This window comes from Nodularia spumigena CCY9414, assembly GCF_000340565.2.
Classification (GTDB): domain Bacteria; phylum Cyanobacteriota; class Cyanobacteriia; order Cyanobacteriales; family Nostocaceae; genus Nodularia; species Nodularia spumigena.
Genome location: NZ_CP007203.1, coordinates 239068 through 264865 on the forward strand (window position 1 = coordinate 239068; position 25798 = coordinate 264865).

Consider the following 25798-nt stretch of genomic DNA (forward strand, 5'->3'; position numbering starts at 1 on the left):
TTCTCTTTCGCTTTTCTCTTTCTGTGGCAATCCTAACATTTCTGCCCTCAGACTGACTTCTGGTACACACAAAGATAAACAAGTCGTTCAACGCAAAGCCCGATAGAAAATTAGCGCCTCTGCTACCTGTCCATCTCCTAGCTTCACTGCACGCGGAATATTGCCAATAATATCAAATCCCAAGGACTGCCAAAGTTTAACTGAAGGTATATTAGTTGCAAAGACCAAATTGAACATCACTGCTTCGTACCCCAGGTTTGCTGCTATGACTAGCATCGCCTCGCCCATTAACCGTCCAATACCCTGACCGCGTAACCCAGGTTGTACAATAAAACCAGCGTTGCAAATATGGCTACACATACCAGGGAAGTTAGGCTTTAGATAAAATGCCCCTAGCACTTCTTTTGGCTTGTGTGTCGTATCTTGAGCAGATGTCCTCACCACGAAGGCATCCTGACTCAACCAGTAAGCTGCAAATGCCTGCTGCGACAAAGGTTTATTTTGGGGGTAGGTTTTGCCTTCATTAATTACGCAATTTAGTAATGACCTCACTTCCTCCTGTTCTTCGGGTTTCATATAATCTAGTTCGATGGCTAAGTCATTTTTTAAAACTTTTTCAAAAGGGAATTTCATTAGCAACAAATTTTATGAATGTTGATTATTACTTGAATTTACCATATCCAACATTTGAATTTTTGTATTTTGTCCGATATGCAATCAGTAATTCGTCGTAAATTATTCAAGGCTTGTAGTCAGGACTTTAGTCCTGAATTAAGGGTTAAATAACAATATTTTCACATTGCTTCACATATAACTATCCTATTTGATTTATGAATTTATCGTTCGCGTAGCGTGCGCGAAGCGCATACCGCCAAGTCGCCTTCGCGTAGCGTCTCCCCTTCTCCCAAAGGGAGAGGCTAGCGCCAAGGGAGAAGATCGCCAAGTGAACAAGTAAAGAGGTTCAGAAATGATTTAGGATTGCTATAGTTACGTTTATCCTCGCCCACTTACTTATTTTTCCATTAGGCAAAGTCTACAACATAGAAGTAATTATGTCTATTCATATTACAGAAAAATTAGATAATTAATAATTTTAGTTTAATCAAAGTTTGAGTAGTTAGTACATGGCAATTTTACACGGTAATTGGTTAGTAAGAAATCAAAATGGTTGTTTATTTATTTGGGGTGAAACTTGGCGTTCATCACGAGTCGATTTTGCTCTGAATGTATCTCAAGATATACCACTACATCCATTGGTAATGTCACCAATTGATTTGAGTGAGTTGTTAAGTTATCATAATATCAAAATTCCTAGCTTAATACAGCAATCCCAAGTTGCTTTATCTGGCACTGGGCGAACTCGTAAAAGTACAAGTACTACTAAATTTAGCTGGACAACTCACTCTCTAATCATTGATTTACCAACTCATATCTCAGAAAATAATCCCCAAGAAATAGAATTTATTTCCCCTTTGCATTCTGCTACTTTGGGTTCTGAAATAAATTCACCCCAATATCTCCAACCGTGGCGAGTCGAGGGTTTTTGTCTCAACCCCACTGAAGCGATAAAATTTCTCGCTGCTGTTCCTTTAAATGCTGCTAGAGAAGAAGATACTTTGTTCGGTGGAGATTTACGTTTTTGGTCACAAATTGCCCGTTGGAGTTTGGATTTAATCTCTCGGTGTAAGTTTTTGCCAACTATTCAAAGACAGTTTGATAGTTCTATTGTTGCTAGGTGGCAAGTGCTTTTAGACAGTGCAATAGATGGAACACGCCTGGAAAAATTTTCTGCAAAAATGCCATTAGCTTGTCGTACTTATCGGAAGGGAATGGGGAGTGGGGAGTGGGGAGTGGGGAGTGGGGAGGAATCTTCCCCATCCATAATGTATGTAGATTTTCCAACTGAACCCCAGGAACTATTATTAGGATTTCTCAACAGTACCATAGATGCCCAAGTGCGAGAAATGTTAGCTTCTCAACCTCTACTAGAAACTAGAGTGATGGCATCTTTACCATCTGCGGTGCGACAGTGGTTGCAAGGTTTAACCAGTGCATCTCACACAGTGAATGCAGATGCAATGGAAGTAGAAAGATTAGAAGCAGCCCTGAAATCTTGGACTATGCCGTTGCAATATCAACTGGTAGGAAAACCCTCGTTTCGCGCCTGTTTTCAACTGCTTCCCCCTGCTTCTGGGGCAACAGATTGGATATTGGCATATTTTCTCCAAGCTGCGGATGATGAAAATTTATTAGTGGATGCGGCAACTATTTGGCATCACCCAGTTGAACAATTAGTTTATCAAAATCGCACCATTGATCAACCCCAAGAAACTTTATTGCGGGGCTTGGGTTTAGCTTCGCGATTATATCCAGTTCTTACACCGAGTTTAGAAACAGAATATCCCCAATGTTGTCGCCTCAACCCATTACAAGCTTATGAATTTATCAAGTCTGTAGCTTGGCGATTTGAAGATAGTGGTTTGGGGGTAATTTTACCTCCTAGTTTGACTAACCGCGAAGGATGGGCGAACCGTTTGGGGTTAAAAATTAGTGCTGAAACTCAAAAGAAAAAACAGGGACGCTTGGGTTTACAAAGTTTACTGAATTTTCAATGGCAATTGGCAATTGGTGGACAAACAATTTCTAAAACCGAGTTTAATAAACTGGTAGCTTTAAATAGCCCACTGGTAGAAATTAACGGCGAATGGGTGGAATTGCGACCCCAGGATATTAAAACAGCACAGACATTTTTTGCTTCTCGTAAAGACGAAATGACGCTTTCTTTGGAAGATGCTTTACGCCTCAGTTCTGGCGATACCCAAGCGATTGAAAAGTTACCTGTGGTCAGTTTTGAAGCATCTGGGACATTGCAAGAGTTAATTGGGGCGTTAACCAATAATCAAGCCATTTCACCCCTCCCAACACCTGCAAATTTTCAAGGACAGTTACGACCTTATCAAGAAAGAGGGGCGGCTTGGCTGGCTTTCTTAGAACGTTGGGGTTTAGGTGCTTGTTTGGCTGATGATATGGGGCTGGGAAAAACAATTCAGTTAATTGCCTTTTTACTGCACCTCAAAGAACAAGACGCACTGGAAAATCCCACATTACTTGTTTGTCCGACTTCTATTTTAGGTAACTGGGAACGGGAAATTAAAAAATTTGCTCCTACTCTCAAAGTTTTACAGCACCACGGCGATAAACGTCTCAAAGGTAAAGCGTTTGTAGAAGCAGTCAAAAAACACGATGTAATTATTACCAGTTACTCACTCGTTCACCGGGATATTAAATCTTTGCAGAGTGTCGATTGGCAAACAGTTGTATTAGATGAAGCCCAGAATGTGAAAAATCCTGAAGCTAAACAATCGCAGGCTGTGAGGGGATTAAAAACTACATTTCGCATAGCTTTAACAGGGACACCAGTAGAAAACAAACTGCAAGAATTGTGGTCTATTTTAGATTTTCTTAATCCTGGGTATTTGGGAAATCGTCAATTTTTCCAGAGACGGTTTGCTATGCCAATTGAAAAGTATGGTGATACAGCATCTTTAAATCAATTGCGGGGTTTAGTTCAACCGTTTATTCTACGTCGTCTGAAAACAGATCGTGATATTATTCAAGATTTGCCAGAAAAGCAAGAAATGACGGTTTTTTGTGGGCTTGCGGCTGAACAAGCTGCACTTTATCAACAAGTAGTTGAAGCATCTTTAGTAGAAATTGAATCTGCTGAGGGTTTGCAACGTCGAGGGATGATTTTAGCTTTACTTGTGAAACTTAAACAAATCTGTAATCATCCAGCCCAATATTTGAAAGCCGCGACATTACAAGAACATAGTTCTGCTAAACTGCAACGGCTAGATGAAATGTTAACGGTAGCTTTGGAGGAAGGAGATAGGGCTTTAATTTTCACTCAATTTGCTGAATGGGGTAAGTTATTAAAAGCTCATTTACAACAAACACTTGGGAAAGAAATATTCTTTTTATATGGTGGTAGCAGTAAAAAACAACGCGAGGAAATGATTGACCGTTTCCAACATGACCCCCAAGGACCTCCGATTATGATTCTTTCTTTAAAAGCGGGTGGGGTAGGCTTGAATTTAACCAGGGCTAATCATGTATTTCACTTTGATAGATGGTGGAATCCCGCAGTGGAAAATCAAGCGACAGATAGAGTATTTCGTATTGGTCAAACCCGGAATGTGCAAGTGCATAAATTTGTCTGTACTGGCACATTAGAAGAAAAAATTCATGACATGATTGAAAGTAAAAAACAATTAGCGGAACAAGTAGTTGGTGCTGGTGAGGAGTGGCTGACTGAAATGAATACTGACCAATTGCGTGATTTACTCATTCTTGATCGCAGTGCCATAATTGATGAGGATGAAGTTTAAAGAATAATAAAGTAGTATAAGAACCCCACCCCCAACCCCCTCCCCGCCAGCGAGGAGGGGGCTATGATATACCTTATATGATTAGGAAAAGCTATATGAAAATAGCACCGCAATTAAAGCTTTTTTTCCAATTTTCTTTACTCAGAAAACAAGATGACAAACAAGATAGACCATGACCGCTTATTCAAAGAACTAATATCAAACTTTTTCATAGAATTTATAGAATTATTCTTTCCTCAAGTGATTGAATATATAGACACCACATCAATTACATTTTTAGACAAAGAAATATTTACGGATGTCACCGCAGGAGACAAATATGAAACAGACCTAATAGTTAAAGTAAAATTTCTAGGGCAACCGTCTTACTTTGTGATTCATATTGAAGCTGAATCAGGTGCAAGACCGAAATTTAATCAAAGAATGTTTCGTTATTTTGCGAGATTAGATGAAAAATTGGACTTACCAATATATCCGATAGTTATATTTTCCTACGACTCACCCAAAACCGTAGCCGTGAATAACTATCAAATCAACTTTCCCGATTTTGAAGTGCTAAAATTTAATTATCAAGTAGTGCAACTGAATCAACTCAACTGGCGAGACTTTTTAATTCGTCCAAATCCAGTTGCATCGGCTTTGATGTCAAAAATGAATATAGCACCAGAAGATAGGCCAAAAGTCAAAGCGGAATGTTTAAGGTTATTAGTTACCTTAAAATTAAATCCAGCCAAAATGCAATTGATATCAGGGTTCATTGACACGTATTTGAGATTGAATAAAATAGAAGAAGAGAAATTTCAAGCAGAAATAGGTACATTAATCAAAGAAGAGAAGGAGGAAGTTATGCAAATTGTCACCAGTTGGATGGAAGAAGGAATTGAGACAGGCATTGAAAGAGGCATTGAAAGAGAAAAAAATTTGATTCTCAGGTTAATTAATAAAAAGTTTGGAGAAATTGATAGAGAATTAGAAACTGAAATCAGAAGTTTAAATATAGAAGTTATTGAGGCTTTAGGAGAGGCAATATTTGATTTAAATACTGTAGAAAATTTGCAAAGTTGGGTAAATAATTTATAACAAGTTTAGAATAGGTAGATATTGCTGATCATAAGCCTTTTGTTATAGAGTCAAATCATTTTATAGCGGTTATCAGTTAAGTGAGATATATATAAGAACCCCACCCGCAAGCGAGGAGGGGGCTATGATGTAATTCATTCTAGTGCATACCGCTATATTGCTAGGATTTTGCTTGTATACCTGATCCAACCAAATGTTGGCATTTATTTATGAATAACGATACCTTACAAGCAAGTAGAGAATGGTGGTCACAAAAGTGGCTAGAGTTACTGGATTCTTATCGGTTTAAAAAGCGTTTGGAACGGGCGAGGAATTATTCTCGTCAGGGTAATGTTTTAAATATTGAGTTTAAAGGGGCAAAGGTTTTAGCGAGAGTTCAAGGTAGTGAACCTGAACCTTATAAGGTTTCTCTTTCTATTGACCATTTTACTGAGGAGGAATGGGGTTATGTGATTGAAACTATGTCCCAAAGAGCTATTTTTGCAGCGAAGCTGTTAGCGGGGGAAATGCCTCAAAATATTGAGGAGGTGTTTACAGCCAATGGTTTGTCTTTGTTTCCGTTTACACTTTCTGATGTTCACAGTAAATGCTCTTGTCCTGATAAGGCAAATCCTTGTAAACATATTGGTGCTGTATACTATCAGTTAGGCGATCGCTTCAGTGAAGACCCGTTTGTGCTGTTTCAGTTACGCGGACGCACTAAAGAGCAAATTATCAGCGATTTACGTCAATTACGCGGTGCTAAGGTGGAAGTCACAGCACCGGAGACATCTGAAATTACACAGCCGACGACTCAGCCCCAAACCTCTGTTAACCTTAATGATTTTTGGCAATATCATGAACCTCTAGAGTCTTCCTTAGTGGTGATTACGCCGTCGGGTAGCGAAACGGTATTAGATGTATTGGGGGCGATTCCTTTAGCCAAAACTGAAGAAAGTACAGTCAGTTTAACCAATGCTGATGTGGTGACGAAATATTTAGATACTGTTTATAAACAGGTGAGTCAGCAAGCTATGTTAGCAGCGATGAATATGGGCGGCGGTTGATGGGATTGGGAGCATCTGGATTTTGTAGAAATCCCTAGACAACCTCACCCCAACCCTCTCCTTCTCCCAAAGGGAGACGCTACGCGAAAGTAAGGAGAGGGAGCCGGAATCTTTTCTAATCCTGTAATGGAAAACTCTCCTCGCAGCAAAGGAAGCCCCAGAGAAGAACCAGGAATGCTGAAAGATTGTTGCAGGTTCCAATTTCTTCTAAACTGACTAAATAAGTTTTAAATCTCAATAGCTCCTCGTGATGGATAACGATTCGGAATATATCAGGGAAACGGAAGCTACTCGTGTACGTGTACTCAGTGAAGCACTACCTTACATTCAACAATTTGTGGGTCGGACTGTTGTTGTCAAATATGGTGGTGCAGCTATGAAAGATAGCACCCTCAAAGACAAAGTAATGCGGGATATTGTCTTTTTATCCTGCGTTGGCTTACGTCCCATTCTGGTACATGGTGGTGGACCGGAAATCAATAGTTGGTTAACTAAACTGGGTATTGAAGCACAATTTAAAAATGGTCTGCGGGTGACAGATGCGCCCACTATGGATGTGGTGGAGATGGTTTTGGTTGGTCGAGTTAATAAGGAAATTGTTTCTCTGATTAGCCGCGCTGGGGGTTTGGCGGTGGGACTTTGTGGTAAGGATGGTAATTTGATTACAGCCCGTCCCCAGGATCAAGAAGGTATCGGTTTTGTGGGGGAAGTGAGTGGTGTCAATATCAAAATTTTGGAAACTCTCTCTAGTAATGGCTATATTCCGGTGGTGTCTAGTGTAGCTACTGATGAGAAGGGTCAAGCTTATAACATTAACGCTGATACTGTGGCTGGGGAAATTGCGGCCGCTTTGGGTGCGGAAAAGTTAATTTTACTGACTGACACGCCAGGTATTCTTAAGGATTACAAAGATCCATCTAGTTTGATTCCGAAGGTAGATATTCGTCAAGCCCGTGAACTGATTACTAATGGTATCGTTAGCGGTGGGATGATTCCAAAAGTGAATTGTTGTGTGCGATCGCTTGCCCAAGGCGTAAGTGCGGCACATATTATTGATGGTCGCATTCCCCACGCTCTATTACTAGAGGTATTTACTGATGGTGGTATTGGGACGATGATCCTTGGTTCTCAGTTTACGTAAAACCGGGAGGATTCTGATTTTTACCTACCTGGGATAGTTGAAAATTACGCGTGAGCGCCCTGTGGATCTTACACGATGCCGATTCATCTTCACCTGCGATCGCCCTCTCAATAATGTACGTTGCTGTGAATTATTATGGAAAATCACTGGATTAACTAGGGTTGAGTTCTGAATTACGGGATTAATTAAAGTTGGATTAATCAACCCAGAATTAGGGTTCACATTCGGCTTAACTACAGGATAGGAGTGATAATCGCGATCGCTGCGTCTGGTGGGAATTAGCCCGGTTCTTGGATCTACAGGCATGGGGGTAGAAATCGGACTACCATAAATAAAAGAACCAACAGCAGGCGGCTGATTAATTCTCACAGTGTTATTAATGATAATAACGCTCCCGGCAGCAGCCGGGGTCATTGTAGCGCTGATTACAGGGAAAATTATTCCTATTACCAGCCAATTCAGTTGTAAATGCTTGATTTTTAGCATATTTTTGCTTACCTGTATTTGATAATTTGAATTGTTTCTCAGTAAATATCCGTAGCTACTTAGTTAGAATTTTAAACGTTTATCAACTTCCATTGTGTCAGCTTTTAATAAAGTTCTCAAAAGTTGGCTGAAATGGCAAAATTTAAAGCAGTGCTGATTGGTGTGTAAAACGTGAGTACAGAAAGTTTAGAAATTGCCAGAAGTCGTTATCAGGCTGGAAAACTTAACTTTGAAAATGGGAAATATCGAGAAGCTGTGGAAAATCTGGAAAAAGCCAGCGCCCTGTTATCTCGAAATTCTCGCCTTGGGGGTGAAGTTGAAATTTGGCTGGTAACAGCTTATGAAGCAGCCGGTCAGACCGAAGAAGCGATCGCTCTTTGTCAACAACTCCAACGTCATCCTTTCCCAGAAACGAGCAAACAAGCAAAGGATTTACTTTATATTTTAAAAGCTCCGAAACTCCAACGCCCCAGTGAGTGGATGACCGAAATCCCCGATTTAGGCACATTGTCTGATAATGATGCCAAAATGAGAGCATCTGGAAATTCCCCGAAATCGGCTCGCCAAGCACCTGCTGAACCAGAATTAGTAGACCTCAGCCAGGTGAATACCCAAGATAATCGCTTTATTTGGGTGTCACTAATTGTGATTGTGCTAACACTCTCATACTTGGCTTGGTTAAGTTTTTAGGATTTTCCATTAAGCCACACAAGCTATCATCCAGAATTAGTATTAGTCAAGATTAGTTACGAATATTTGACTTTTTGGGAGATATATAATGAATGCTTCTATTTTCAGAAAGATTTTACTGAAATTCATTAGAGCCTTGAGTTTTGTGTTCATAAAAATAAGATTATTCATCAAGCTGATGAGTCGGAATCTCATTCATCGAATCTTTCCGATAAAAAATCCTATTTTGTGGCTGGTTCTGTTATCGTCACTGCTGCTAACTGGTTGTGTCGATTACGATGCAGGAGTGAAGTTTAATAACTCAAATAGTGGCGAAATAGTACAGCATATTAAATTGGGAGAACGACTCACCAGCTTTAGTGGTGATTATGTATATGAATGGTTACACAGCATAGAACGTCGCGCCCGTCAACTAGAAGGCAAAACCCAACGGATTTCTCCAGAAGAAATTATTGTCAAAATTCCCTTCAGTAATGGTCAAGAGTTGCAAGAGAAATTCAACGATTTTTTTAACTCTCGGACTAATCAAAAAGCAGAGGCTGTGCAGAAAGCACCTGAATCAGCAACACCGAAAATTGAATCTAATTTACTGATAGATCAAAACAATTTTGTGCTGTTAGTGAAGAATCGCTTAATTTATGATTTAGACTTGCGATCGCTCTCCTTAATTGCCAGCCGAGGTAACGTCCTGTCTGATACTGAATCAATTCTCAACCTCAAATTTAGCTTAAAAACCCCTTGGGGAGCCAGAAATATGCAACAAACCGAAACTGCTATCAGTCCCCAAAAGCAAGGAAAGCAGTTAGTATGGCAGCTCAAACCCGGTGAACTCAACCATATAGAAGTAGTTTTCTGGTTACCTAATCCCCTCGGTATTGGTGGTTTATTAATTATCCTGTTCATCTGGGGAGGAATTTACCTAAGATATACTTTTATGCCAGATCCCAGAGTTCAATTTGCACCTGATACCAAAGTAGCAGCGACCGAGTAAGAAGCAGGGGTGAGCAGGTAGGGTGCGTTATGGACGTTAGGACTAACGCACCGATAAGTTAGGATGGTGCGTTGCGCTACGCGACAACACACCCTACTTCTAAAATTGCCAATCCAAAATCCAAAATTAATTGCCCCTACTACTCAAGGTGATAAGCGCTCAATTTTCCAATTGTGATTATTGCCGCGAGTATACAGCAAGCGGTCATGCAGACGACTGGAGCGACCTTGCCAAAACTCAATTTCTCTGGGGATGACTCGGTATCCTCCCCAATGAGGTGGACGGGGAACTTCCTGATTTTTATATTTGTCCTGAAATTCCTGCAATTGTTGCTCTAAAACTTCCCTCCCCACAATTACCTCACTTTGATTAGAAGCCCACGCACCTAAACGACTATTGGGCGGTCGCATTTCAAAATAACTATCAGACTGTTCTGGGGAAATTTTCTCGACTGTCCCCACAATTCTGACTTGACGTTCCAATTCCGCCCACCAAAAGACTAAAGCTGCTTGGGGATTTGCTGCTAGTTCTTGTCCTTTATGACTGTTGTAATTAGTGAACAAAACAAAGCCCCGTTCATCGAAATCTTTCAGCAATACCATTCTGGCTGAAGGCTGACCATCTGGTGTAGCAGTAGCCAGAGTCATAGCATTCGGTTCAGGAAGTTGGGCTGCTAATGCTTGCTCAAACCATTTTTTAAACTGAATAAAGGGATTAGGGTTAATCTCGGTTTCACTCAAACCTTCCAAGGTGTAATCTTTGCGAAGGTCTGCTACGGTCTTGTCCATGTCAATTTGTATATTTTAGATAAGTTTGTTGACACTCACCGGCCTAAAGGCGCGGTGATTCTTTGTTCACAGACCCAACTTGCTCATACAGGATTTCTCCAACATGAGTAGCGGTCGAATCTCCCAAAGCGTTCGGATCTATGCTTCGACTTCGGTCAGCATCCATCCAAGTTCCCGTATGCCCTACGGTACTCAAGGCTAATTTCAGAATATTGATAGCAGCATTCCAGTCCCTATCTAAAACAAACCCACATTCACAAATATGACTTCTTGTTGATAAAGACTTTTTGACCATTGCCCCACAACTAGAGCATTCTTGAGAAGTATAAGCAGGATTAACAGCTACAGTTATCTTGCTAAACTTAACACCAAAATACTCTAACCATTTCCTGAATTGATACCAACCAGCATCATTAATAGATTTAGCGAGACAATGATTTTTCACCAAATTTTTAATCCTCAAATCTTCATAGGCTACCAAATCGTTAGACTGGATTACGCAACGCGCCACTCGCTTGGCGTGTTCTTGACGTTGCCTACTTATTTTGAGGTGTACTCGCCCTAATTTATTAATGGCTTTTTTCCGGTTAGCAGAGCCTTTCTTTTTACGAGAAACACGACGTTGATAAAACTTTAATCGTTTTTCTCCTGTGCGATAAAATCTAGGATTAGGTTCACTATGCCCATTACTATCAGTGTAGAACTCTTTCAGACCCATATCCAAGCCTATGATTTTACCAGTTGGATCTGTTTCTACTTTGTTCTCTACACTAATTAAAAATTGGGTGTAATATCCGTCAGCGCGACGTACCAACCTAACTCGTTTTACCTGTTCTATGGGGTAAAAATTTAAATCCCACGTTCCTTTTAGCTTAAGCTTGCCAATTCCTTTCTTGTCTGTGAAAGTTATTTGTTTTCTCGTTTCTGACAACTTCCATCCAGAAGTTTTGTATTCCACTGAACGGTTATTTTTTTGAAATTTTGGATAACCTTTCTTCCCCGGAATACCTTTTTTGCAATTGTCATAAAAACGGGATATTGAGCTATAAGCTCTTTCTATCGCGGCTTGACAAGCACTAGAATTTAAACAATTAGCAAAAGAAAACTCTTGTCTGATAGCTTTACTTAGACGATATAATTCTTTTTGTCCTACTCCTTTATTATCCATCCAAAACCGGATAGCTTTGTTGCGGACAAATTGAGCCGTTCTTATCGCCTCATCTATAGCAGCATATTGAGTTGTTTTGCCTCGTAGTTTAAATTCTAAAACTATCATTTGCGTCAACATCTCCTACGCAAAATAAGATAACATAATGAAAGTCGCCCTGCAAGGGCGTTCGCGTAGCGTCTCGCAGAGAGGCTTTAAACCCAAATTTTTGGTAAATAAAAGAAGTAGCCTATTTATTTGGCTGTGATCCCACACGTGACAAAAAGCATTGTGAGTGCCAAACGTCTGCCAGAAACTACCGCCCATGTCAGAATTATCCGTCAATCGTGGCAACTCGGCTTTCTTGAGGGGGAAGTAAGTGCGGGTAACTTCGAGTGGCATTTCCAATGGCATTTTCGCCGAGGAGAACTGTCTGTTAAGCCTTCCCAAGGTCGCGCCCTGATTAAAGAACCACTCGGTCGCTTCTTAGAAAAACAGGATTATCAGCTAGAACCTGGGGGAGATTATGCTTTTACTATTAGGGCTGAACTTTAGTCATTGGTCATTAGTCATTGGTCATTGGTCATTAGTCATTAGTCATTAGTCATTGGTCATTGGTCATTGGTTATTGCTAGTTAGGCGATTTAAGTATCTTTCAATTAGGAGGAGGGCAACTATGTCATCTATGGGTCGTGGTGGCTGTCTCATGCCCTGTGGTAAGAGTTTTGTGAGTCCTTTGGGTGGGTACATCTGCCAATAGCGATCGCGTGCTTCTAAGGTACTGTAGCGCTCATCTACTAAAATTATACTTAGTTGCTCTACCAATGCTTCTCGCAGTTGTTGCTTCCACTGTTTAGATGTGGTTTGATTACCCATGACTAGCAAGGAAACGGGAAATTGTTGACGCAGTGTTTCAATGGTCGCGATCGCCTTTTGTGCCGTCACCACTTGGTGATAGTACAATTGCCTATCTAGTCCCATGACTGCTAGACCACATTTATCTTTACCGGGATCGAAGCCCAAGATCACTGGTTGTGTTGGTGAAAATTCACTAAAAGTCATAATAGATACACTTAAATTCGAGTAATATTTTTATGTAATTATTTTTAAATTTTTAGGTGCTAAGAATCACTTTACCGTTGAAAATTGCCAATAGCTTTATTCTTAAAGGCCCTGCGGTATAAGTATCCTCCCTGGCGATCGCTTTAATTTCTAACGGTTGCTCATACTGTCTTAATTGTAAGAAAAAGCGTAAATGAGAACCTTCTCTTAACACACCCTCGACAATTCCGGCATTACGCGCCCGAAATTCCGAAGCAGAAATCACCAAATCCAGTCTTTGTGATAGCTGGTAGGATGTCATAGTTTTGGGGTCAGCAGTAGTTGTAGCTAGTACCTCGCCTTCGGAAAAGATTAATTGATTTCGGGCTGCATCCGCAAAAAATTCTATCTGGTTTTCTCCCCTCACGTAATTACCCGCAGAAAAGATTCGCACAACGTACTCTTGACCATCGTTAATCTGCTGGCTGAGTTGTTCTACTCTTTCCTGGGTAACGCGCAGCAGCTCTTTATTTGTGGGATTTTCCCCAGGTTCAGTTAATTGAATGTTGGCATTTTGGTTAGCTGCTTGCAAAAGTTCTATTACCGCTTGACGGGCTGCACTGGCTTGATTGACGCGAACCAGGTTTGCAGCTAGCACTTGATTGCGAACTAGGGCGAGCTTACCTAGACGTAAGTCACGGTATGACTGATAATATTGTTCCAGCCTTGCCACTTCTTGTTCTAAATAATTCTGTTGTTTTTCCAATTCTTTCAGGCGAGATTCCCTTGTGGCTATCACTTGCTCTCGCGAAGCAATTTCTTGATTGCGTTGTTTGATTAGTCCATCGAGTTGGGCAATTTTGCGATCGCGCTGGTCAATAGCTGTTTTAGCTTCCTCAATGGCTGTTTTCGCTTGGGCATAAAGTCGTTCCCGTTCTGCCTTCAGTTCTTCAATAGCCCCCTGCAAAGTCTCTCTTTGATCGTAAACGCTTTGCAGTTCAGTTAAGGCTTGTTTATATTGATTTACTACTTCACCTAACTGCTTTTGGGTACGTTGAAGTTGAGTTTCTGTTGCTTTTTGTTTAGCGTTAGCTGCTTGCAAAGACTGATTAATTACCTGCAACGCTTGCTGTGCCTTGTTTTTTTCAATTCTAGCGGTGCTTAACTCAGTCTCTACCTGACTTTTCTCAGTTTCCGCAATTTGGAGCTGTTCCCGGTTGTTTCGCAGGTCTTTTTGAATATCTTCTAGCTCAAATACCCCCTGCCGCAATCCTTCATCAGCAGCAAATAATATGCCTAATGTTGAGGCCGAAATCAATGCCCCCGTAAAGATTGTTACCAATACAGCCGTTTTTTTAGGACGCAGGTTAAACAGTGAGAGGCGTGCTTTGCCAACTCGTGTGCCAATGCGATCGCCCACGGTGGCAATTACGCCCCCCAAAATTAAAATCGCTGCGATCAGGATGTACCCGGTGGTCATCTTTAGCTACCGAATTGGTTCCAGATACAGCCTACTACTTTCATTCATTACCTTGCAGAGGATGGAAAATAGGCAATAGCTGAAATTACTCACGATTGTAGACTTACCTCCAGCTATGGGTGTCATTTTTAAGAACACAACACTTGCCACTCCACCTCCGAGATTGCTTTTAAGTGAACTGCCTACTTAAGGTAACAGGTTTATGCACAGTAATCTTCTTTTTGTGGATAGAAATCATCTCTTTTTCACGCAAGTCCCCTAGTAAGCGAGTCACGGTGACACGAGTAGAACCAATTGCTTCAGCGATCGCCTGATGAGATAGCTTCAGATCAATCGTAATCCCATCTGCACAAGGAACACCAAAATCACGACAAAGAATTAACAAAAAACTCACCAATCTCGAACCCATATCCCGGTGAGCCAAGGTTTCAATCATCATCTCTGTTTGTAAAATCCGCGAAGAAAGGCCGCGCAGCATCAACATTGATAATTCTGGATTTTCCTTAAACGCTTGCTCTACCTGTTCAATTGGCGCTGACAGTAACTCTACAGGCGTAAATGCCACTGCATGGTAAAATCTATCTGACTTATTTCCTGTCAGTAATGACAGCACACCAAAAACACTATTTTCCCGCAGCAGTGCTACCGTTATTTCCTCTCCTGCCTCGTACACCCTGGAAAGTTTCACAGCACCCTTCAAAAGAAAATAAACTCGTTCAGCAGGATCGCCGGGAAAAAATATTGTTTTATTGCGTTCAAACGTTTCTACAACTGGAGGAAATGCTCCGGTCGCCATCTGACGAAATACATTTGCTAGGGCTTTATCTTGTGTCACGATCATCTCCCTTCCCCTACCCAATGCCGGAAAAACAAAAACTGATTACCTAAGAATACACCTGAAAAATCAATAAAGCACCGTCAACCTTTCTGTACATTCCTATACTCAAATCCATAACTTCATAGTTATTTGTTCATAATGATACATAATTTTTGCTGTTTTTAGCTAGTAGTTGTTATAAGTTCTCGCACAGTTGTGGTCGTCAGGTTTTTTCCCAAAAAGTTCACGATATCTTGAGAATATCTTCAGGATTATCTGGAGAAACTTTTCAGAAAACAGTTCTCCTGATGATCATTTTTGCAAATTATGTGCAGAAGCAAGACAAACTCGCCTCAGATTCTAGTATTGTAAATATGCTCCTAATGATTGATCACATTCATAATTTATATGCTTAATCTGACTGGAAAAAACGCCTTAGTTACAGGAATTGCCAATAACCGCTCCATTGCTTGGGGGATTGCTCAACAACTGCACAAAGCCGGAGCCAACTTGGGTATTACTTACCTACCAGATGAGCGAGGCAAAATGGAGAAAAAAGTGGCGGAATTGGTAGAACCACTCAACCCCAGCTTATTTGTTCCCTGTAATGTCCAAGACGACGCACAGGTCGAATCTACCTTTGAAGCCGTCCGGGATAAGTGGGGAAAATTGGACATCCTCATCCACTGTTTAGCCTTCGCTAACAGAGACGATTTGACTGGTGGTTTTAGCGAAACCTCACGTTCTGGTTTCAAAACTGCTTTAGAAATCAGCACCTATTCGCTAGTGCAGTTAAGTGGTGCGGCTAAACCTCTGATGACAGAAGGAGGTAGCATCATTACCCTGACATATTTGGGCGGTGTGAGGGCAATTCCTAACTACAACGTCATGGGAGTCGCGAAAGCCGGCTTAGAATCTAGTGTACGTTATTTGGCGGCGGAACTCGGACCGCAAAACATTCGGGTAAATGCCATTTCTGCTGGGCCGATACGCACATTGGCATCTTCGGCAGTAGGCGGAATTTTAGATATGATTCACCATGTAGAAGAAGTAGCTCCCCTGCGACGCACTGTGACGCAGCAAGAAGTAGGCAATACTGCGGCTTTCTTGTCTAGCGATTTAGCTAGTGGCATTACAGGGCAAGTTTTGTACGTAGATGCAGGCTATGAAATAATGGGGATGTAGTCATTGGTCAATCAATTTTGGATTTTGGATTTGCGATTTTAGATTGCAGTTCAATCCAAAATCTAAAATCTAAAATCTAAAATCTAAAATTCCCCAGCTATGCAAACAAGCGATCGCCTAAATTCAAGTTACACTGCTCGTGTTGCCTCTGTTCATCGCACCACGGGCGAAACTGATATAAAAGTTACTATCAATTTGGATGGTACAGGTATCTGTACAGCAGCCACCGGGATTCCGTTTTTGGATCATATGTTGCATCAAATTTCTTCCCACGGGCTGATTGATTTAAATGTCCAAGCCCAAGGAGACTGGGAAATTGATGACCACCACACGAATGAAGATGTGGGTATCACTTTAGGACAAGCTTTTAGTCAAGCTCTAGGTAACAGAAAAGGTATCGTTCGGTTTGGTAATTTTCTGGCTCCATTGGATGAAGCTTTAGTGCAAGTGGCGCTGGACTTTTCTGGTAGACCTCATCTGAGCTATGGTTTGGCAATTCCTACCCAGCGCGTGGGAACCTATGACACCCAGCTAGTCCGCGAATTCTTTGTAGCATTGGTCAACCATAGCCAAATGACACTGCATATTCGTCAATTGGATGGCATTAACTCCCATCATATTATTGAGGCGACATTTAAAGCTTTTGCTAGGGCTACCCGAATGGCGGTGGAAATTGACCCCCGTCGTGCTGGTACAATTCCCAGTTCTAAGGGTATCCTATAGGATAGTGAGGCTAAAGGAACCACTGAGCTACTCAATTTGTGATGATTGACAAAGTTGGTGGTAATTGTGACATGAAGACTGGTGTAGACATCCCTGATAATCAACTGAATACTATTGATAACCCGCCAGTAGTCCTAACTGCTGATTTGCGAAAAGTTTATCGCACGGGTTTTTGGCTGAATCAAAAAGTTTTATCTCTCAAAAGCTGTTCTGTTCAGGTCTACAAAGGGGAAACCTTTGGGTTATTAGGACCAAATGGGGCTGGGAAAACGACCCTTTTAAAACTGTTGTTGGGAATTATCCGCCCCAGTTCGGGAAAGGGTTTATTATTGGGTAAGCCATTAGGCGATCGCCATACTAAGCAACTTATTGGCTACCTTCCAGAAAATCCCTATTTATATGACTATCTGACTGGCTGGGAATTTCTTCAGCTAGCTGCGGGCTTGTTCCAAATTCCCCCAAGTGTGCAACGTCAACGCATTCCCGAACTGCTGGATTTAGTCGGTTTATCCCTAGTCGATGCTCGGAAAAAGCAGATGCGTCGCTATTCTAAAGGAATGTTACAGCGTGTGGGTATGGCACAGGCGCTGATTAATGATCCGGAATTGATATTTCTCGATGAACCCATGTCTGGTTTAGATCCTATAGGGCGCTACCAAATGCGGGAAATTATTCTATCGCTGAAAGCCGCAGGTAAAACGATTTTCTTCAATAGCCATATTCTGAGTGAAGTGGAACAAATTTGCGATCGCATTGCTATCCTCTCTAAAGGTGAAGTTATTTGTTCTGGTTCTCTAGAGGAACTATTAGGCAGTGATCAAACATACTACATCAAAGGTCGCGGTGGTGACTCTGAGGTGTTGAAACAGTGGATACATAATCTCGCTTTTGAGGGTGATGGTTCTTGGCAAGGGACATTACAAGAAGATTACTATGATTTTCTGGCTAGTCTCCGGTTGATGAAGGGGCAAATTATTTCTATGAGATTATCTCGTCATTCCTTAGAAGATTTTTTCATGCAACAATTACATGAAAACAAATCGGTTAATTAAAATGACGCAAGCCCCCGTAGTGTCAAAATTTGGGGGACTGCTCAACCCCCAGGGTAATTGACTAATTAAGAGCTATCAAGTGTAGTTTTGCTACCATCTCACTCCGCGCTGAAACACCAAGCTTACGAAACATCCGTTTCAAGGCTTGCTTAACTGAATTTTGCGTTATCCACAATCTGCGACCAATTTCGGCATTCGTTAGCCCCTGTGCTACCAACTCAGCAATTTCTAGCTCACGGGCGGTTAAAGGACTGACTAACAGCGAGTTGGAGATTCTTGCTTCTTTGGCTCGCAGAGTCGCAAGTTTGGCTGATAAATGAATACACAAAGCGCTTAAATCAGCGATGTCATCGGCATTAAAAGCTTCAGTTCCTTGATTGCGGGCTAAGTTTAATGTTCCCACAAGCTGACCATCACACACAATCGGCCCCGTCATTACGTGTTCATGGTCATGACGGGAACAGAAATGTTTCCAGTCTCCGGGTGATAATATTAATTGTTCATGGGTGGGAGCGTGTCGTTCTACCACATAGCGCCCGACTGGGTTGTTCTCCATACAGACTGCGGGAATAGTCTGAACATTAATTTCCGAACTTGGCTGTTCATCGATGAGATAGATACCGCAATGTTGTACGCCAAAATACTCACCAATTTTATCCATGAGAGCTAGTCTTAGTTGCTGCTCGTTGCTGACATTGGCGATCGCTTGAAATACAATGTAAAGAGAATTAGGCATAAGTGTACCCACTTGGGGACTATGCGAAGCTTCATATTTACTTCTATGCTAATACCAGCAAAGATAAAACGCTAATATAGCTAGTCACGCTAGGAGAAGCTGATGACAATTACAAAACTTTCTGCTCAGGAACTTTTCCGGGCTGCTTATGAAAATCGCTACACTTGGGACAAATCTTTTCCCGGTTATACCGCAGATATTACTTATAAATATGATGACCAAGTATTTACAGGTAAAGTAGTCATTAACGGTGAACTCAAGGCGGAAGTTTTGGACGTAGAAGATGAGGCTGCAAAAAAAGCCATCCACGGTCAAGCTTGGGAAATTGCCATTCACCGTGTCCGTCGCAGCTTTGAAGATACCCACAGCGCCAATCAATTCAGCTATGGTAACACTGATGAAACTGGTGCAACTGAAATTTTAGTCGGTGGTAAAGGTGAAGGCGATAAATATAAAGTTCGCAATAACGAAGTTTGCCACGTTCACCGTTTAATCCACGGTACTTTTGTGACCATTGACACTTTCAGCAGTCATGATACCGGAGCAGGTTATTTGTCTCACACCTATGACTCTGTATACCATGACCCGAAAACAGGGGAACAAAAGGGTGGTAGAAGTGAGTTTACTGATGAATATGAAAAAGTTGGTGAATATTTCATTTTAAATCGTCGGGAGATTCGCACTGAAACATCTGGAAAAACTTCTACTCAAGAGTTTGTTTTCTCTAACCTGAAACTGTTGTAATCTGTGGCTACTTAAGCTAGATTTTTAAATAGGAAAAATAAGCGATCGCCTGAGTTAAATTTGGGCGTAAGCGATGCCTACTTCAGGCATCGCTTGTTTTTTATTTTCCATTGACATATCTCCTCTTGTGCAGTTTCCATAATTAAGTATTGTTCTACTGCTATAGCGGAGAAAATTATATAATTTTTTGTATATCTAATCACAAACTTGCGGTATAAAAATATATTATTCTCATCATATTAGTGCTAATATATCTCAATAAGCCGATAATTGCAGTATTTATAATTAAATACTGCTCAAATTGACCAGGACTTACGCAAAATCATGAAAAAACGAACCACATTCGCGTAGCGTCTCCCCTTCTCCCAAAGGGAGAGGCTAGCGCCAAGGGAGAAGAACGCGTTGGCGCTAGCCTCTCCCCTTCTCCCAAAGGGAGAGGCTAGCGCCAAGGGAGAAGGACACGAAGGAAAGAGGGTTGCAGAGAGTTATTGCGTAAGTCCTATTGACTTTGCATTGCTTGTGCTTAGGGATGAGAAATCATAGTTAAAAACTGGCAAAAACTGAAAATTTATCGCTAATACATGATGACAATCACAATTTCGCAAAAAGATTTTTGGAATTTATTTGTAGAAATACCAGAAACGGAAAAAAAGTCCGATGGGCTATGTAACATCCTACAAGATCGCTGGTACATATTTGACACTATTTGTCAATTCCCAAAAGAATTAGGTACAGGAATTTGGGGAGAAATAGAACTTCGGAATGGATTATCTTTAGCATTTTCAGAAGTCCAATTATATGACGATTTAATTATGCAGAATCCAGAACGACAGCATCCTTTAGAATACAATTTTTATCTTTCAGGATATCAACAAGATAACCATTTTTCTGTTAGTAGCGGAAATCACAGATTATGGGGTAGTGGACTAGCACCAAAAGAGAAATTTAAATCATTCAAGTCAGAAAAACTTATTGAGATTAGTGTTCACATGAAACCGGAAATTTTTTGCTTGTTCATGGGTAAAGAACAGCAGCAACTTCCACCAGAATTAACTCATTTAGTGAGAAAGCCTCATCAAGAATATTATTCTCGTCCTGGGACTACAACTCCAGCAATGCAAGTAGTATTACAGCAAATTTTAAATTGTCCCTATCAGGAAATGATGAAACGGATGTACTTAGAAAGTAAAGTTTTGGAACTAATGGTATTGCTGGTTGAAGAAGATTTGACCGCACGTCAAGGTAAAAATGACACCTTTGCACTCAAGCCTGATGATGTGGAACGTATTCACTACGCCAAAGAAATTTTATTGCAAAATTTAAATAATCCTCCTTCTTTATTGGAATTAGCAAGACAGGTCGGCTTAAATGACTGCACTCTCAAACGTGGCTTTCGTTTGATATTTGATACGACAGTATTCGGCTATTTACATCATCATAGATTAGAACAAGCACGAAAATTATTAGCAGCAGGAGAATTAAGTATTTCTCAAGCAGCTCGTAGCGTTGGTTTTTCTAGCCGTAGTTACTTCGCTACTGCTTTCAGAAAAAAATTTGGCATCAATCCCAAAGAATTTTTAACTCGTAATTCACGATTATCTCTTAAAATTGATGAATTGGCAGTGTAAGGACAGGAAAATTAAATAAACAGTTTTATTTTTAGTTTTTAAACTTTACGCATAAATTCAAATATGCAAATACAAGCATAAGGTGATTTTATAGCAACCGCCAAGGACGTTAGGAAATAAACTGATCATAAAAGTTAGACACCGAAAGGTTTTTACCCTACGGACCACGGACCACGGACCACTCCCCAGCTATACAACAAAAAATGCCAAAATTCCGTCTAGCGTTCAAAAAATTCCGTCTAGCGTTCAAAGCACTCATCCACATTCGAGAGATTTCCTGTAAGCTTCTTGATAGGAATTATAAATTAGAAAAGTAAAGGTTATTGGGTATTAGGTATTAGATATTAGATATTAATTAATTGGACTTCTTAATTCCTGTCCCCAGTACCCAGTCCTTTACCCCCAGTTACCTATTTGTGTGGTGAGTAGAGTAGAGTGATGTCAAATCAGTTACAAAAACTAGCTTGGATGGTCAGTTTAGCTTTGGTATTGGTTAACCCACCTGTTTCGGCTGAAGAGAACCAAAAACCAATAGGCAGACTTTCTCAATTAAATAACATAGAACAATCTGCGACAAGTATTCAGCAGTTGCTGGCTCAGTCTCTGATTCAGGTAACGGGTGTCAACTTACAAGCAACAGACACAGGGATAGAAGTAATCTTAGTAACTAATCAATCAGATAAACTCCAACTCACAAATCTGAGTGAAGGCAATAGCTATATTGTTGATCTTCTTAATTCCCAATTAAGCTTACCTAATGGTGATGTTGTCCGTCAAGAAAACCCCACTGCGGGAATCACTGAATTTACAGTTAGCAATTTGAATGCGAACACAATTCGCGTCACTGTAACGGGTGAAGCTAGTGCGCCACAAGTTCAGTTATTTGATAGTGACGAAGGTTTGATTTTTGGTGTTATTTCAACTGTGTCTACTACTCAAACACCACCAGTAGAAGAACAAGCAACTACTGAAACTCAAGAACCGATTGAATTATTAGTCACAGGTGAGCAAGATAGATACCGTGTACCCAGTGCTTCCACTGGAACTAGAACTGATACTCTCATCCGAGACATTCCTCAGACTATTCAAGTAGTTCCTGAACAAGTGATCAAAGATCAAAGAGTCACTCGTTTAAGAGATGCGCTGCTGAATATTGGTGGTGTGGTTCAAGATGGTGGGTTTGGTGGTACATCAGACCAAATTGGCATTCGGGGATTTTTTGCTGGTGGTACTTTGGGTGGAAGTATTTTAACTGATGGTTTTAAAGATGGACGACGTGGTATTAGAGAAACCGCCAACGTTGAACGGATAGAAGTTCTTAAAGGTCCAGCTTCAATTTTATATGGTGGTGTTGAACCGGGAGGAGTAATTAATTTAATTACAAAGCAGCCTCTAAAAGATCCCTACTATAATGCTGAATTGTCAGTGAGTAGTTTCTCCACATTCCGCCCTAGTATTGATATCTCTGGTCCACTAAATTCTGATAAAACTCTGCTCTATAGGCTCAATTCTGTTTACGAAACTTCCGATGGTTTCCGTGATTTTGATCAAGATATTCAAAGATTCTTTATTTCACCCACTTTAAAATGGGAAATTGGGCAAGCAACTAACTTAACGGTTCAATTTGACTATCTCAACGATGAGCGTCCGTTTGATCGGGGATTTTTAGCCTTTGGTGAGGGTATTCTGGATATACCTTTAGAACGAATATTGGGCGAACCAGATGATGTTAGCAAAATTGAAGAAATAGGTTTGAGCTATCGTTTAGAGCATAACTTTAACGATAATTGGAAAGTCCGTAATGCTTTCAGATATCAAAGTTCAGATACTTCTGATTATCGTGCTGAACCTGTCAGATTAAATGAAACAACAGGCATTCTCACACGGAACTTTAGATCCAATGATGATTATCAAGAAAATTATACTTTACAAACTGATGTAGTTGGTAAGTTTGCTACAGGCTCGATTAATCATACTCTTTTGTTTGGTGTTGACTTAGCTAGATCCACATCAGGAGGAACTCAAAGCCGAGCGCCAGGAGGAATTACACCCAGTATTGATGTATTCAATCCAGTTTACAACGCCGCACCTAGACCTGGTTTAGACGAATTAACTAACGTTGTGCGTAATAGCCAGGGTAGCACCGATGGTCTAGGAATTTTCTTGCAAAACCAAATAGCGTTTGCAGATAATTTAAAATTGCTTGTCGGTGGACGGTTTGATACTGTCGATCAAAACAGTACAGATTTACGGGATGGTTCTGAATTTGGTCGCTATGATTCCGCTTTCACTCCCAGATTGGGTATTGTTTATCAACCTATTGAACCTATTTCTCTTTATGCTAGTTATAGCCAATCATTTCAACCAAACTTTGGTACAAGACCAGATGGTTCAATTCTAGAAGCTGAACGGGGAACTCAGTATGAAGTAGGAGTAAAAGGTGAATTTTTGGATGGTAGATTAGCAGCTACTTTGGCAGCTTATCGTATTACAAAAACAAATATTGCCACAACTGATCTTGCTAATCCAGACTTTTTCAATTCTATAGGTGAACAACGCAACCAAGGTATTGAACTCAATGTGGCAGGAGAAATTAGTCCTGGTTGGAATGTGATCGCATCTTATTCCCATATTGATGCCGAGATTACCAAAGATAATGACGGTTTGCTGGGAAATAGTCCAGCTAATGTCCCATTTAATACAGCTAGTTTGTGGACAACTTACGAATTGCAACAGGGTGATTTGCAAGGGTTAGGTTTTGGTTTTGGTTTATTTTATGTAGGCGATCGCCAAGGTGACTTCAACAATACCTATATCATCCCTGGTTATCTCAGAACAGACGCAGCAATTTACTATCAACGTGATAATTGGCGGGCTGGGGTTAATATCCAAAATCTGTTTAATGAAAAGTATTTCCAAGGAGCAAATTTTGGGAGAGTAGCCATAGAACCGGGCGCACCATTAACAGTTATTGGTAGTTTTTCTGTGACATTTTAATTCTGAGGAAAATCAGGTATTTAGTAACCATCATGAATGACAGTTATATCAAATTCAAACGCTTAACTCGCTGCTGGCGATTGGCGATCGCAATATTTTGTACTTTATTGCTAACTGTAGCTTGTCATCATGGTGGTTCTCTACCTGTTAATGAACAAATAACAAACACAGCTTGTCGTGATGTTAAACACGCTGTGGGAATCACCTGTGTTCCCGAAAAATTTGAGCGACTGGTGACTTTAGATAATGCTTCCTTAGAAAATGCGATCGCATTAGGGGTTAAACCTATTGGTGCTGTTATTTCCGAATTCTCATCATACTTCCAGGATCAGCTAATAGGAGTCAATAACATCGGCAAAAGTGGTGAGCCTAATTTAGAAAGCATTCTTGGCATCAAACCAGACTTTATTTTAGGGTTTGCCTATCAGCAATCATTGTATTCTTTATTCTCACAAATAGCACCAACAGTTTTGTTGGGATTTCCACATAGTGGTACATGGAAAGAGGTATTTAACAATACTAGTGTGGCATTAAATAAGGAAAAAACTGCTCAAGAAGTAATAGAGAGTTATTACCGTCGCCTTGAAGATTTTAAGCAGCAAATGGGCAAAGATTTATCAAAAATCAAAGTTTCTGTAGTGCGTGTCTATCCAGATAAAATCAACCTTTACCTACTTGATTCCTTCTGCGGAACAGTCTTGCAAGATGCTGGATTATCTCGTCCAGAATCCCAAAATTATACTGCTTCAGAGTCTGTAAAATTATTTGGTAATCCGATTCAAATGTCTATAGGTAAAGAATTAATCGAAAAAGCCGATGGTGATGTTATATTTATCTGGACAAATGAAGAAAGTGATGCTAAAGGCAATCTAACAGCGCAAAGAAATTTAGAAAATCTCAAATCAAATCCCCTGTGGCAAAATTTAAAAGCTGTGCAAGAAAATAAAGTTTATTTAGTCCCAAGATACTGGATTGGTAGTGGTATGTTAGCTGCTAACGCAATTATTGATGATTTATTTAAGTATCTCATTAATCAATCATAATATTGATGAAAGCTTTATTTATGTGAATTTAGGGTTAAATATTTTGTTTATTTATTTTTTATCAAGTCGCCATGACACTTCATACCTTATTTGTTTGTAAATCGTGTAGTGCTGTTCTCTCTCACGAAGAAGCAGACGAACGCGCCGAAGGAAATCAACTATTGCTGAAGCTGCTGGAAGTGCAAAAAAACGATTCAATTTACAGCACTCTCAATATACAGCCGGTGGGGTGTTTGTGGACTTGCGTTAAAAAATATTCTTGTGCTGTCAGCTTTGTTTGTCCGCAAAAATATACATATCACTTTGTGGATTTGACACAGAACAGCATCACTGATTTGTTTCAATTCAGCCAGCTTTATCAAGAGAGTCAAGATGGATATGTTTTACCTGGGAAATTACCTGGAACACTTCGTTCTCATCTTTTAGTCCGCATCCCTCCCACACCAGAGACAAGGTAAATTATATCAATTCCGGTTGAATACTTACGAAACGCGAAAACTTGCCAAACTTTTGCTTTATCTCCCCTCCTCGCTTGCACCGGAGGGGCTAGGGGTGGGGTTTTATCTGGAAACAAATTACCCGAAGAAATCACCCC

At 40.5% G+C, this 25798-nt stretch carries 23 protein-coding genes; 15 read left to right on the forward strand and 8 right to left on the reverse strand.

Translation table 11 applies throughout. From position 1 onward, the window contains the following. Positions 1 to 87 precede the first annotated feature (87 nt). The gene (locus tag NSP_RS01090; protein ID WP_006195387.1) at positions 88 to 633 is read right to left on the reverse strand and encodes a GNAT family N-acetyltransferase; all 546 of its coding nucleotides are present in this window, start codon (positions 631 to 633) and stop codon (positions 88 to 90) included. A gap of 491 nt (positions 634 to 1124) precedes the next feature. Between NSP_RS01090 and NSP_RS01095 the strand changes: the two genes are divergently transcribed. From NSP_RS01095 to argB, 4 genes are all read left to right on the forward strand, one after another. Continuing rightward, positions 1125 to 4388: a DEAD/DEAH box helicase gene (locus NSP_RS01095; protein ID WP_006195386.1), complete on the forward strand. Its 3264-nt coding sequence runs from the start codon at positions 1125 to 1127 to the stop codon at positions 4386 to 4388. A gap of 153 nt (positions 4389 to 4541) precedes the next feature. Further along, the gene (locus NSP_RS01100) at positions 4542 to 5468 is read left to right on the forward strand and encodes a DUF4351 domain-containing protein (RefSeq protein ID WP_006195385.1); all 927 of its coding nucleotides are present in this window, start codon (positions 4542 to 4544) and stop codon (positions 5466 to 5468) included. Between the two features lie 209 nt (positions 5469 to 5677). Beyond that, positions 5678 to 6514 (forward strand): SWIM zinc finger family protein, encoded by an 837-nt coding sequence (locus NSP_RS01105; protein ID WP_006195384.1) that lies wholly within the window; start codon positions 5678 to 5680, stop codon positions 6512 to 6514. Between the two features lie 247 nt (positions 6515 to 6761). Further along, entirely contained in the window at positions 6762 to 7655 is an 894-nt protein-coding gene (gene argB, locus NSP_RS01110; protein ID WP_173403246.1) for an acetylglutamate kinase, read from the forward strand. Between the two features lie 24 nt (positions 7656 to 7679). On the opposite strand, the gene NSP_RS01115 is transcribed toward argB, so the two are convergent. Further along, the gene (locus NSP_RS01115) at positions 7680 to 8141 is read right to left on the reverse strand and encodes a hypothetical protein (RefSeq protein WP_006198925.1); all 462 of its coding nucleotides are present in this window, start codon (positions 8139 to 8141) and stop codon (positions 7680 to 7682) included. Between the two features lie 171 nt (positions 8142 to 8312). Between NSP_RS01115 and NSP_RS01120 the strand changes: the two genes are divergently transcribed. Next, positions 8313 to 8831 carry a tetratricopeptide repeat protein gene (locus tag NSP_RS01120; RefSeq protein ID WP_006198924.1) on the forward strand — a complete coding sequence of 173 codons (519 nt, stop codon included), beginning with the start codon at positions 8313 to 8315 and terminating at the stop codon, positions 8829 to 8831. A gap of 88 nt (positions 8832 to 8919) precedes the next feature. Continuing rightward, positions 8920 to 9822 carry a DUF3153 domain-containing protein gene (locus NSP_RS01125; protein ID WP_006198923.1) on the forward strand — a complete coding sequence of 301 codons (903 nt, stop codon included), beginning with the start codon at positions 8920 to 8922 and terminating at the stop codon, positions 9820 to 9822. Between the two features lie 143 nt (positions 9823 to 9965). Here NSP_RS01125 and pdxH read toward each other — a convergent pair whose 3' ends face one another. Then, positions 9966 to 10610 (reverse strand): pyridoxamine 5'-phosphate oxidase, encoded by a 645-nt coding sequence (gene pdxH, locus NSP_RS01130; RefSeq protein WP_006198922.1) that lies wholly within the window; start codon positions 10608 to 10610, stop codon positions 9966 to 9968. A 43-nt stretch (positions 10611 to 10653) separates the two neighbouring features. Beyond that, entirely contained in the window at positions 10654 to 11886 is a 1233-nt protein-coding gene (locus tag NSP_RS01135) for an RNA-guided endonuclease InsQ/TnpB family protein (protein ID WP_017803719.1), read from the reverse strand. A gap of 162 nt (positions 11887 to 12048) precedes the next feature. On the opposite strand from NSP_RS01135, the gene NSP_RS01140 reads away from it, so the two are divergent. Continuing rightward, on the forward strand, positions 12049 to 12312 hold the full coding sequence (locus tag NSP_RS01140; RefSeq protein ID WP_042203042.1) for a DUF3146 family protein: 264 nt from the start codon (positions 12049 to 12051) through the stop codon (positions 12310 to 12312). A gap of 63 nt (positions 12313 to 12375) precedes the next feature. Here the strand turns inward: NSP_RS01140 and NSP_RS01145 are convergent, their stop codons facing one another. From NSP_RS01145 to ntcA, 3 genes are all read right to left on the reverse strand, one after another. After that, a complete protein-coding gene (locus NSP_RS01145) occupies positions 12376 to 12819 on the reverse strand; it encodes a pre-16S rRNA-processing nuclease YqgF (protein ID WP_006198918.1) in 444 nt (147 codons plus the stop codon). Between the two features lie 52 nt (positions 12820 to 12871). Continuing rightward, the gene (locus NSP_RS01150; RefSeq protein WP_006198917.1) at positions 12872 to 14278 is read right to left on the reverse strand and encodes a DUF3084 domain-containing protein; all 1407 of its coding nucleotides are present in this window, start codon (positions 14276 to 14278) and stop codon (positions 12872 to 12874) included. Positions 14279 to 14447: 169 nt separating this feature from the next. Beyond that, positions 14448 to 15119: a global nitrogen regulator NtcA gene (ntcA, locus tag NSP_RS01155; protein WP_006198916.1), complete on the reverse strand. Its 672-nt coding sequence runs from the start codon at positions 15117 to 15119 to the stop codon at positions 14448 to 14450. Positions 15120 to 15503: 384 nt separating this feature from the next. On the opposite strand from ntcA, the gene fabI reads away from it, so the two are divergent. From fabI to NSP_RS01170, 3 genes are all read left to right on the forward strand, one after another. After that, on the forward strand, positions 15504 to 16280 hold the full coding sequence (gene fabI, locus NSP_RS01160; protein ID WP_006198914.1) for an enoyl-ACP reductase FabI: 777 nt from the start codon (positions 15504 to 15506) through the stop codon (positions 16278 to 16280). A 99-nt stretch (positions 16281 to 16379) separates the two neighbouring features. Beyond that, entirely contained in the window at positions 16380 to 17003 is a 624-nt protein-coding gene (hisB, locus tag NSP_RS01165) for an imidazoleglycerol-phosphate dehydratase HisB (protein WP_006198913.1), read from the forward strand. Between the two features lie 71 nt (positions 17004 to 17074). Continuing rightward, complete coding sequence (locus NSP_RS01170; protein ID WP_173403325.1) at positions 17075 to 18055, forward strand: ABC transporter ATP-binding protein; 981 nt, start codon at positions 17075 to 17077, stop codon at positions 18053 to 18055. Positions 18056 to 18116: 61 nt separating this feature from the next. On the opposite strand, the gene NSP_RS01175 is transcribed toward NSP_RS01170, so the two are convergent. Beyond that, complete coding sequence (locus tag NSP_RS01175; RefSeq protein ID WP_006198911.1) at positions 18117 to 18791, reverse strand: LuxR C-terminal-related transcriptional regulator; 675 nt, start codon at positions 18789 to 18791, stop codon at positions 18117 to 18119. Positions 18792 to 18893: 102 nt separating this feature from the next. On the opposite strand from NSP_RS01175, the gene NSP_RS01180 reads away from it, so the two are divergent. The 5 genes from NSP_RS01180 to NSP_RS01200 all read left to right on the forward strand — a co-directional run bounded on the left by NSP_RS01180 (position 18894) and on the right by NSP_RS01200 (position 25661). Next, positions 18894 to 19535 (forward strand): DUF3386 domain-containing protein, encoded by a 642-nt coding sequence (locus NSP_RS01180; RefSeq protein WP_017803721.1) that lies wholly within the window; start codon positions 18894 to 18896, stop codon positions 19533 to 19535. Positions 19536 to 20119: 584 nt separating this feature from the next. Beyond that, positions 20120 to 21163, forward strand: a complete 1044-nt coding sequence (locus NSP_RS01185; RefSeq protein ID WP_017803722.1) for a helix-turn-helix transcriptional regulator — start codon at positions 20120 to 20122, stop codon at positions 21161 to 21163. A 438-nt stretch (positions 21164 to 21601) separates the two neighbouring features. Beyond that, positions 21602 to 24160 (forward strand): TonB-dependent receptor, encoded by a 2559-nt coding sequence (locus NSP_RS01190; RefSeq protein ID WP_017803723.1) that lies wholly within the window; start codon positions 21602 to 21604, stop codon positions 24158 to 24160. Between the two features lie 32 nt (positions 24161 to 24192). Then, complete coding sequence (locus NSP_RS01195) at positions 24193 to 25203, forward strand: iron-siderophore ABC transporter substrate-binding protein (RefSeq protein ID WP_006197941.1); 1011 nt, start codon at positions 24193 to 24195, stop codon at positions 25201 to 25203. A 71-nt stretch (positions 25204 to 25274) separates the two neighbouring features. Then, the gene (locus NSP_RS01200; protein ID WP_006197939.1) at positions 25275 to 25661 is read left to right on the forward strand and encodes a DUF1636 domain-containing protein; all 387 of its coding nucleotides are present in this window, start codon (positions 25275 to 25277) and stop codon (positions 25659 to 25661) included. Positions 25662 to 25798 lie beyond the last annotated feature (137 nt).

Bases quoted from the DNA above. Each gene is read 5' to 3' on its own strand.
- NSP_RS01090 (WP_006195387.1), bottom strand. From the start codon at position 633: ATGAAATTCCCTTTTGAAAAAGTTTTAAAAAATGACTTAGCCATCGAA.
- NSP_RS01095 (WP_006195386.1), top strand. From the start codon at position 1,125: ATGGCAATTTTACACGGTAATTGGTTAGTAAGAAATCAAAATGGTTGT.
- NSP_RS01100 (WP_006195385.1), top strand. From the start codon at position 4,542: ATGACAAACAAGATAGACCATGACCGCTTATTCAAAGAACTAATATCA.
- NSP_RS01105 (WP_006195384.1), top strand. From the start codon at position 5,678: ATGAATAACGATACCTTACAAGCAAGTAGAGAATGGTGGTCACAAAAG.
- NSP_RS01115 (WP_006198925.1), bottom strand. From the start codon at position 8,141: ATGCTAAAAATCAAGCATTTACAACTGAATTGGCTGGTAATAGGAATA.
- NSP_RS01125 (WP_006198923.1), top strand. From the start codon at position 8,920: ATGAATGCTTCTATTTTCAGAAAGATTTTACTGAAATTCATTAGAGCC.
- pdxH (WP_006198922.1), bottom strand. From the start codon at position 10,610: ATGGACAAGACCGTAGCAGACCTTCGCAAAGATTACACCTTGGAAGGT.
- NSP_RS01135 (WP_017803719.1), bottom strand. From the start codon at position 11,886: ATGATAGTTTTAGAATTTAAACTACGAGGCAAAACAACTCAATATGCT.
- NSP_RS01145 (WP_006198918.1), bottom strand. From the start codon at position 12,819: ATGACTTTTAGTGAATTTTCACCAACACAACCAGTGATCTTGGGCTTC.
- NSP_RS01150 (WP_006198917.1), bottom strand. From the start codon at position 14,278: ATGACCACCGGGTACATCCTGATCGCAGCGATTTTAATTTTGGGGGGC.
- ntcA (WP_006198916.1), bottom strand. From the start codon at position 15,119: ATGATCGTGACACAAGATAAAGCCCTAGCAAATGTATTTCGTCAGATG.
- fabI (WP_006198914.1), top strand. From the start codon at position 15,504: ATGCTTAATCTGACTGGAAAAAACGCCTTAGTTACAGGAATTGCCAAT.
- hisB (WP_006198913.1), top strand. From the start codon at position 16,380: ATGCAAACAAGCGATCGCCTAAATTCAAGTTACACTGCTCGTGTTGCC.
- NSP_RS01170 (WP_173403325.1), top strand. From the start codon at position 17,075: ATGAAGACTGGTGTAGACATCCCTGATAATCAACTGAATACTATTGAT.
- NSP_RS01175 (WP_006198911.1), bottom strand. From the start codon at position 18,791: ATGCCTAATTCTCTTTACATTGTATTTCAAGCGATCGCCAATGTCAGC.
- NSP_RS01180 (WP_017803721.1), top strand. From the start codon at position 18,894: ATGACAATTACAAAACTTTCTGCTCAGGAACTTTTCCGGGCTGCTTAT.
- NSP_RS01185 (WP_017803722.1), top strand. From the start codon at position 20,120: ATGACAATCACAATTTCGCAAAAAGATTTTTGGAATTTATTTGTAGAA.
- NSP_RS01190 (WP_017803723.1), top strand. From the start codon at position 21,602: ATGTCAAATCAGTTACAAAAACTAGCTTGGATGGTCAGTTTAGCTTTG.
- NSP_RS01195 (WP_006197941.1), top strand. From the start codon at position 24,193: ATGAATGACAGTTATATCAAATTCAAACGCTTAACTCGCTGCTGGCGA.
- NSP_RS01200 (WP_006197939.1), top strand. From the start codon at position 25,275: ATGACACTTCATACCTTATTTGTTTGTAAATCGTGTAGTGCTGTTCTC.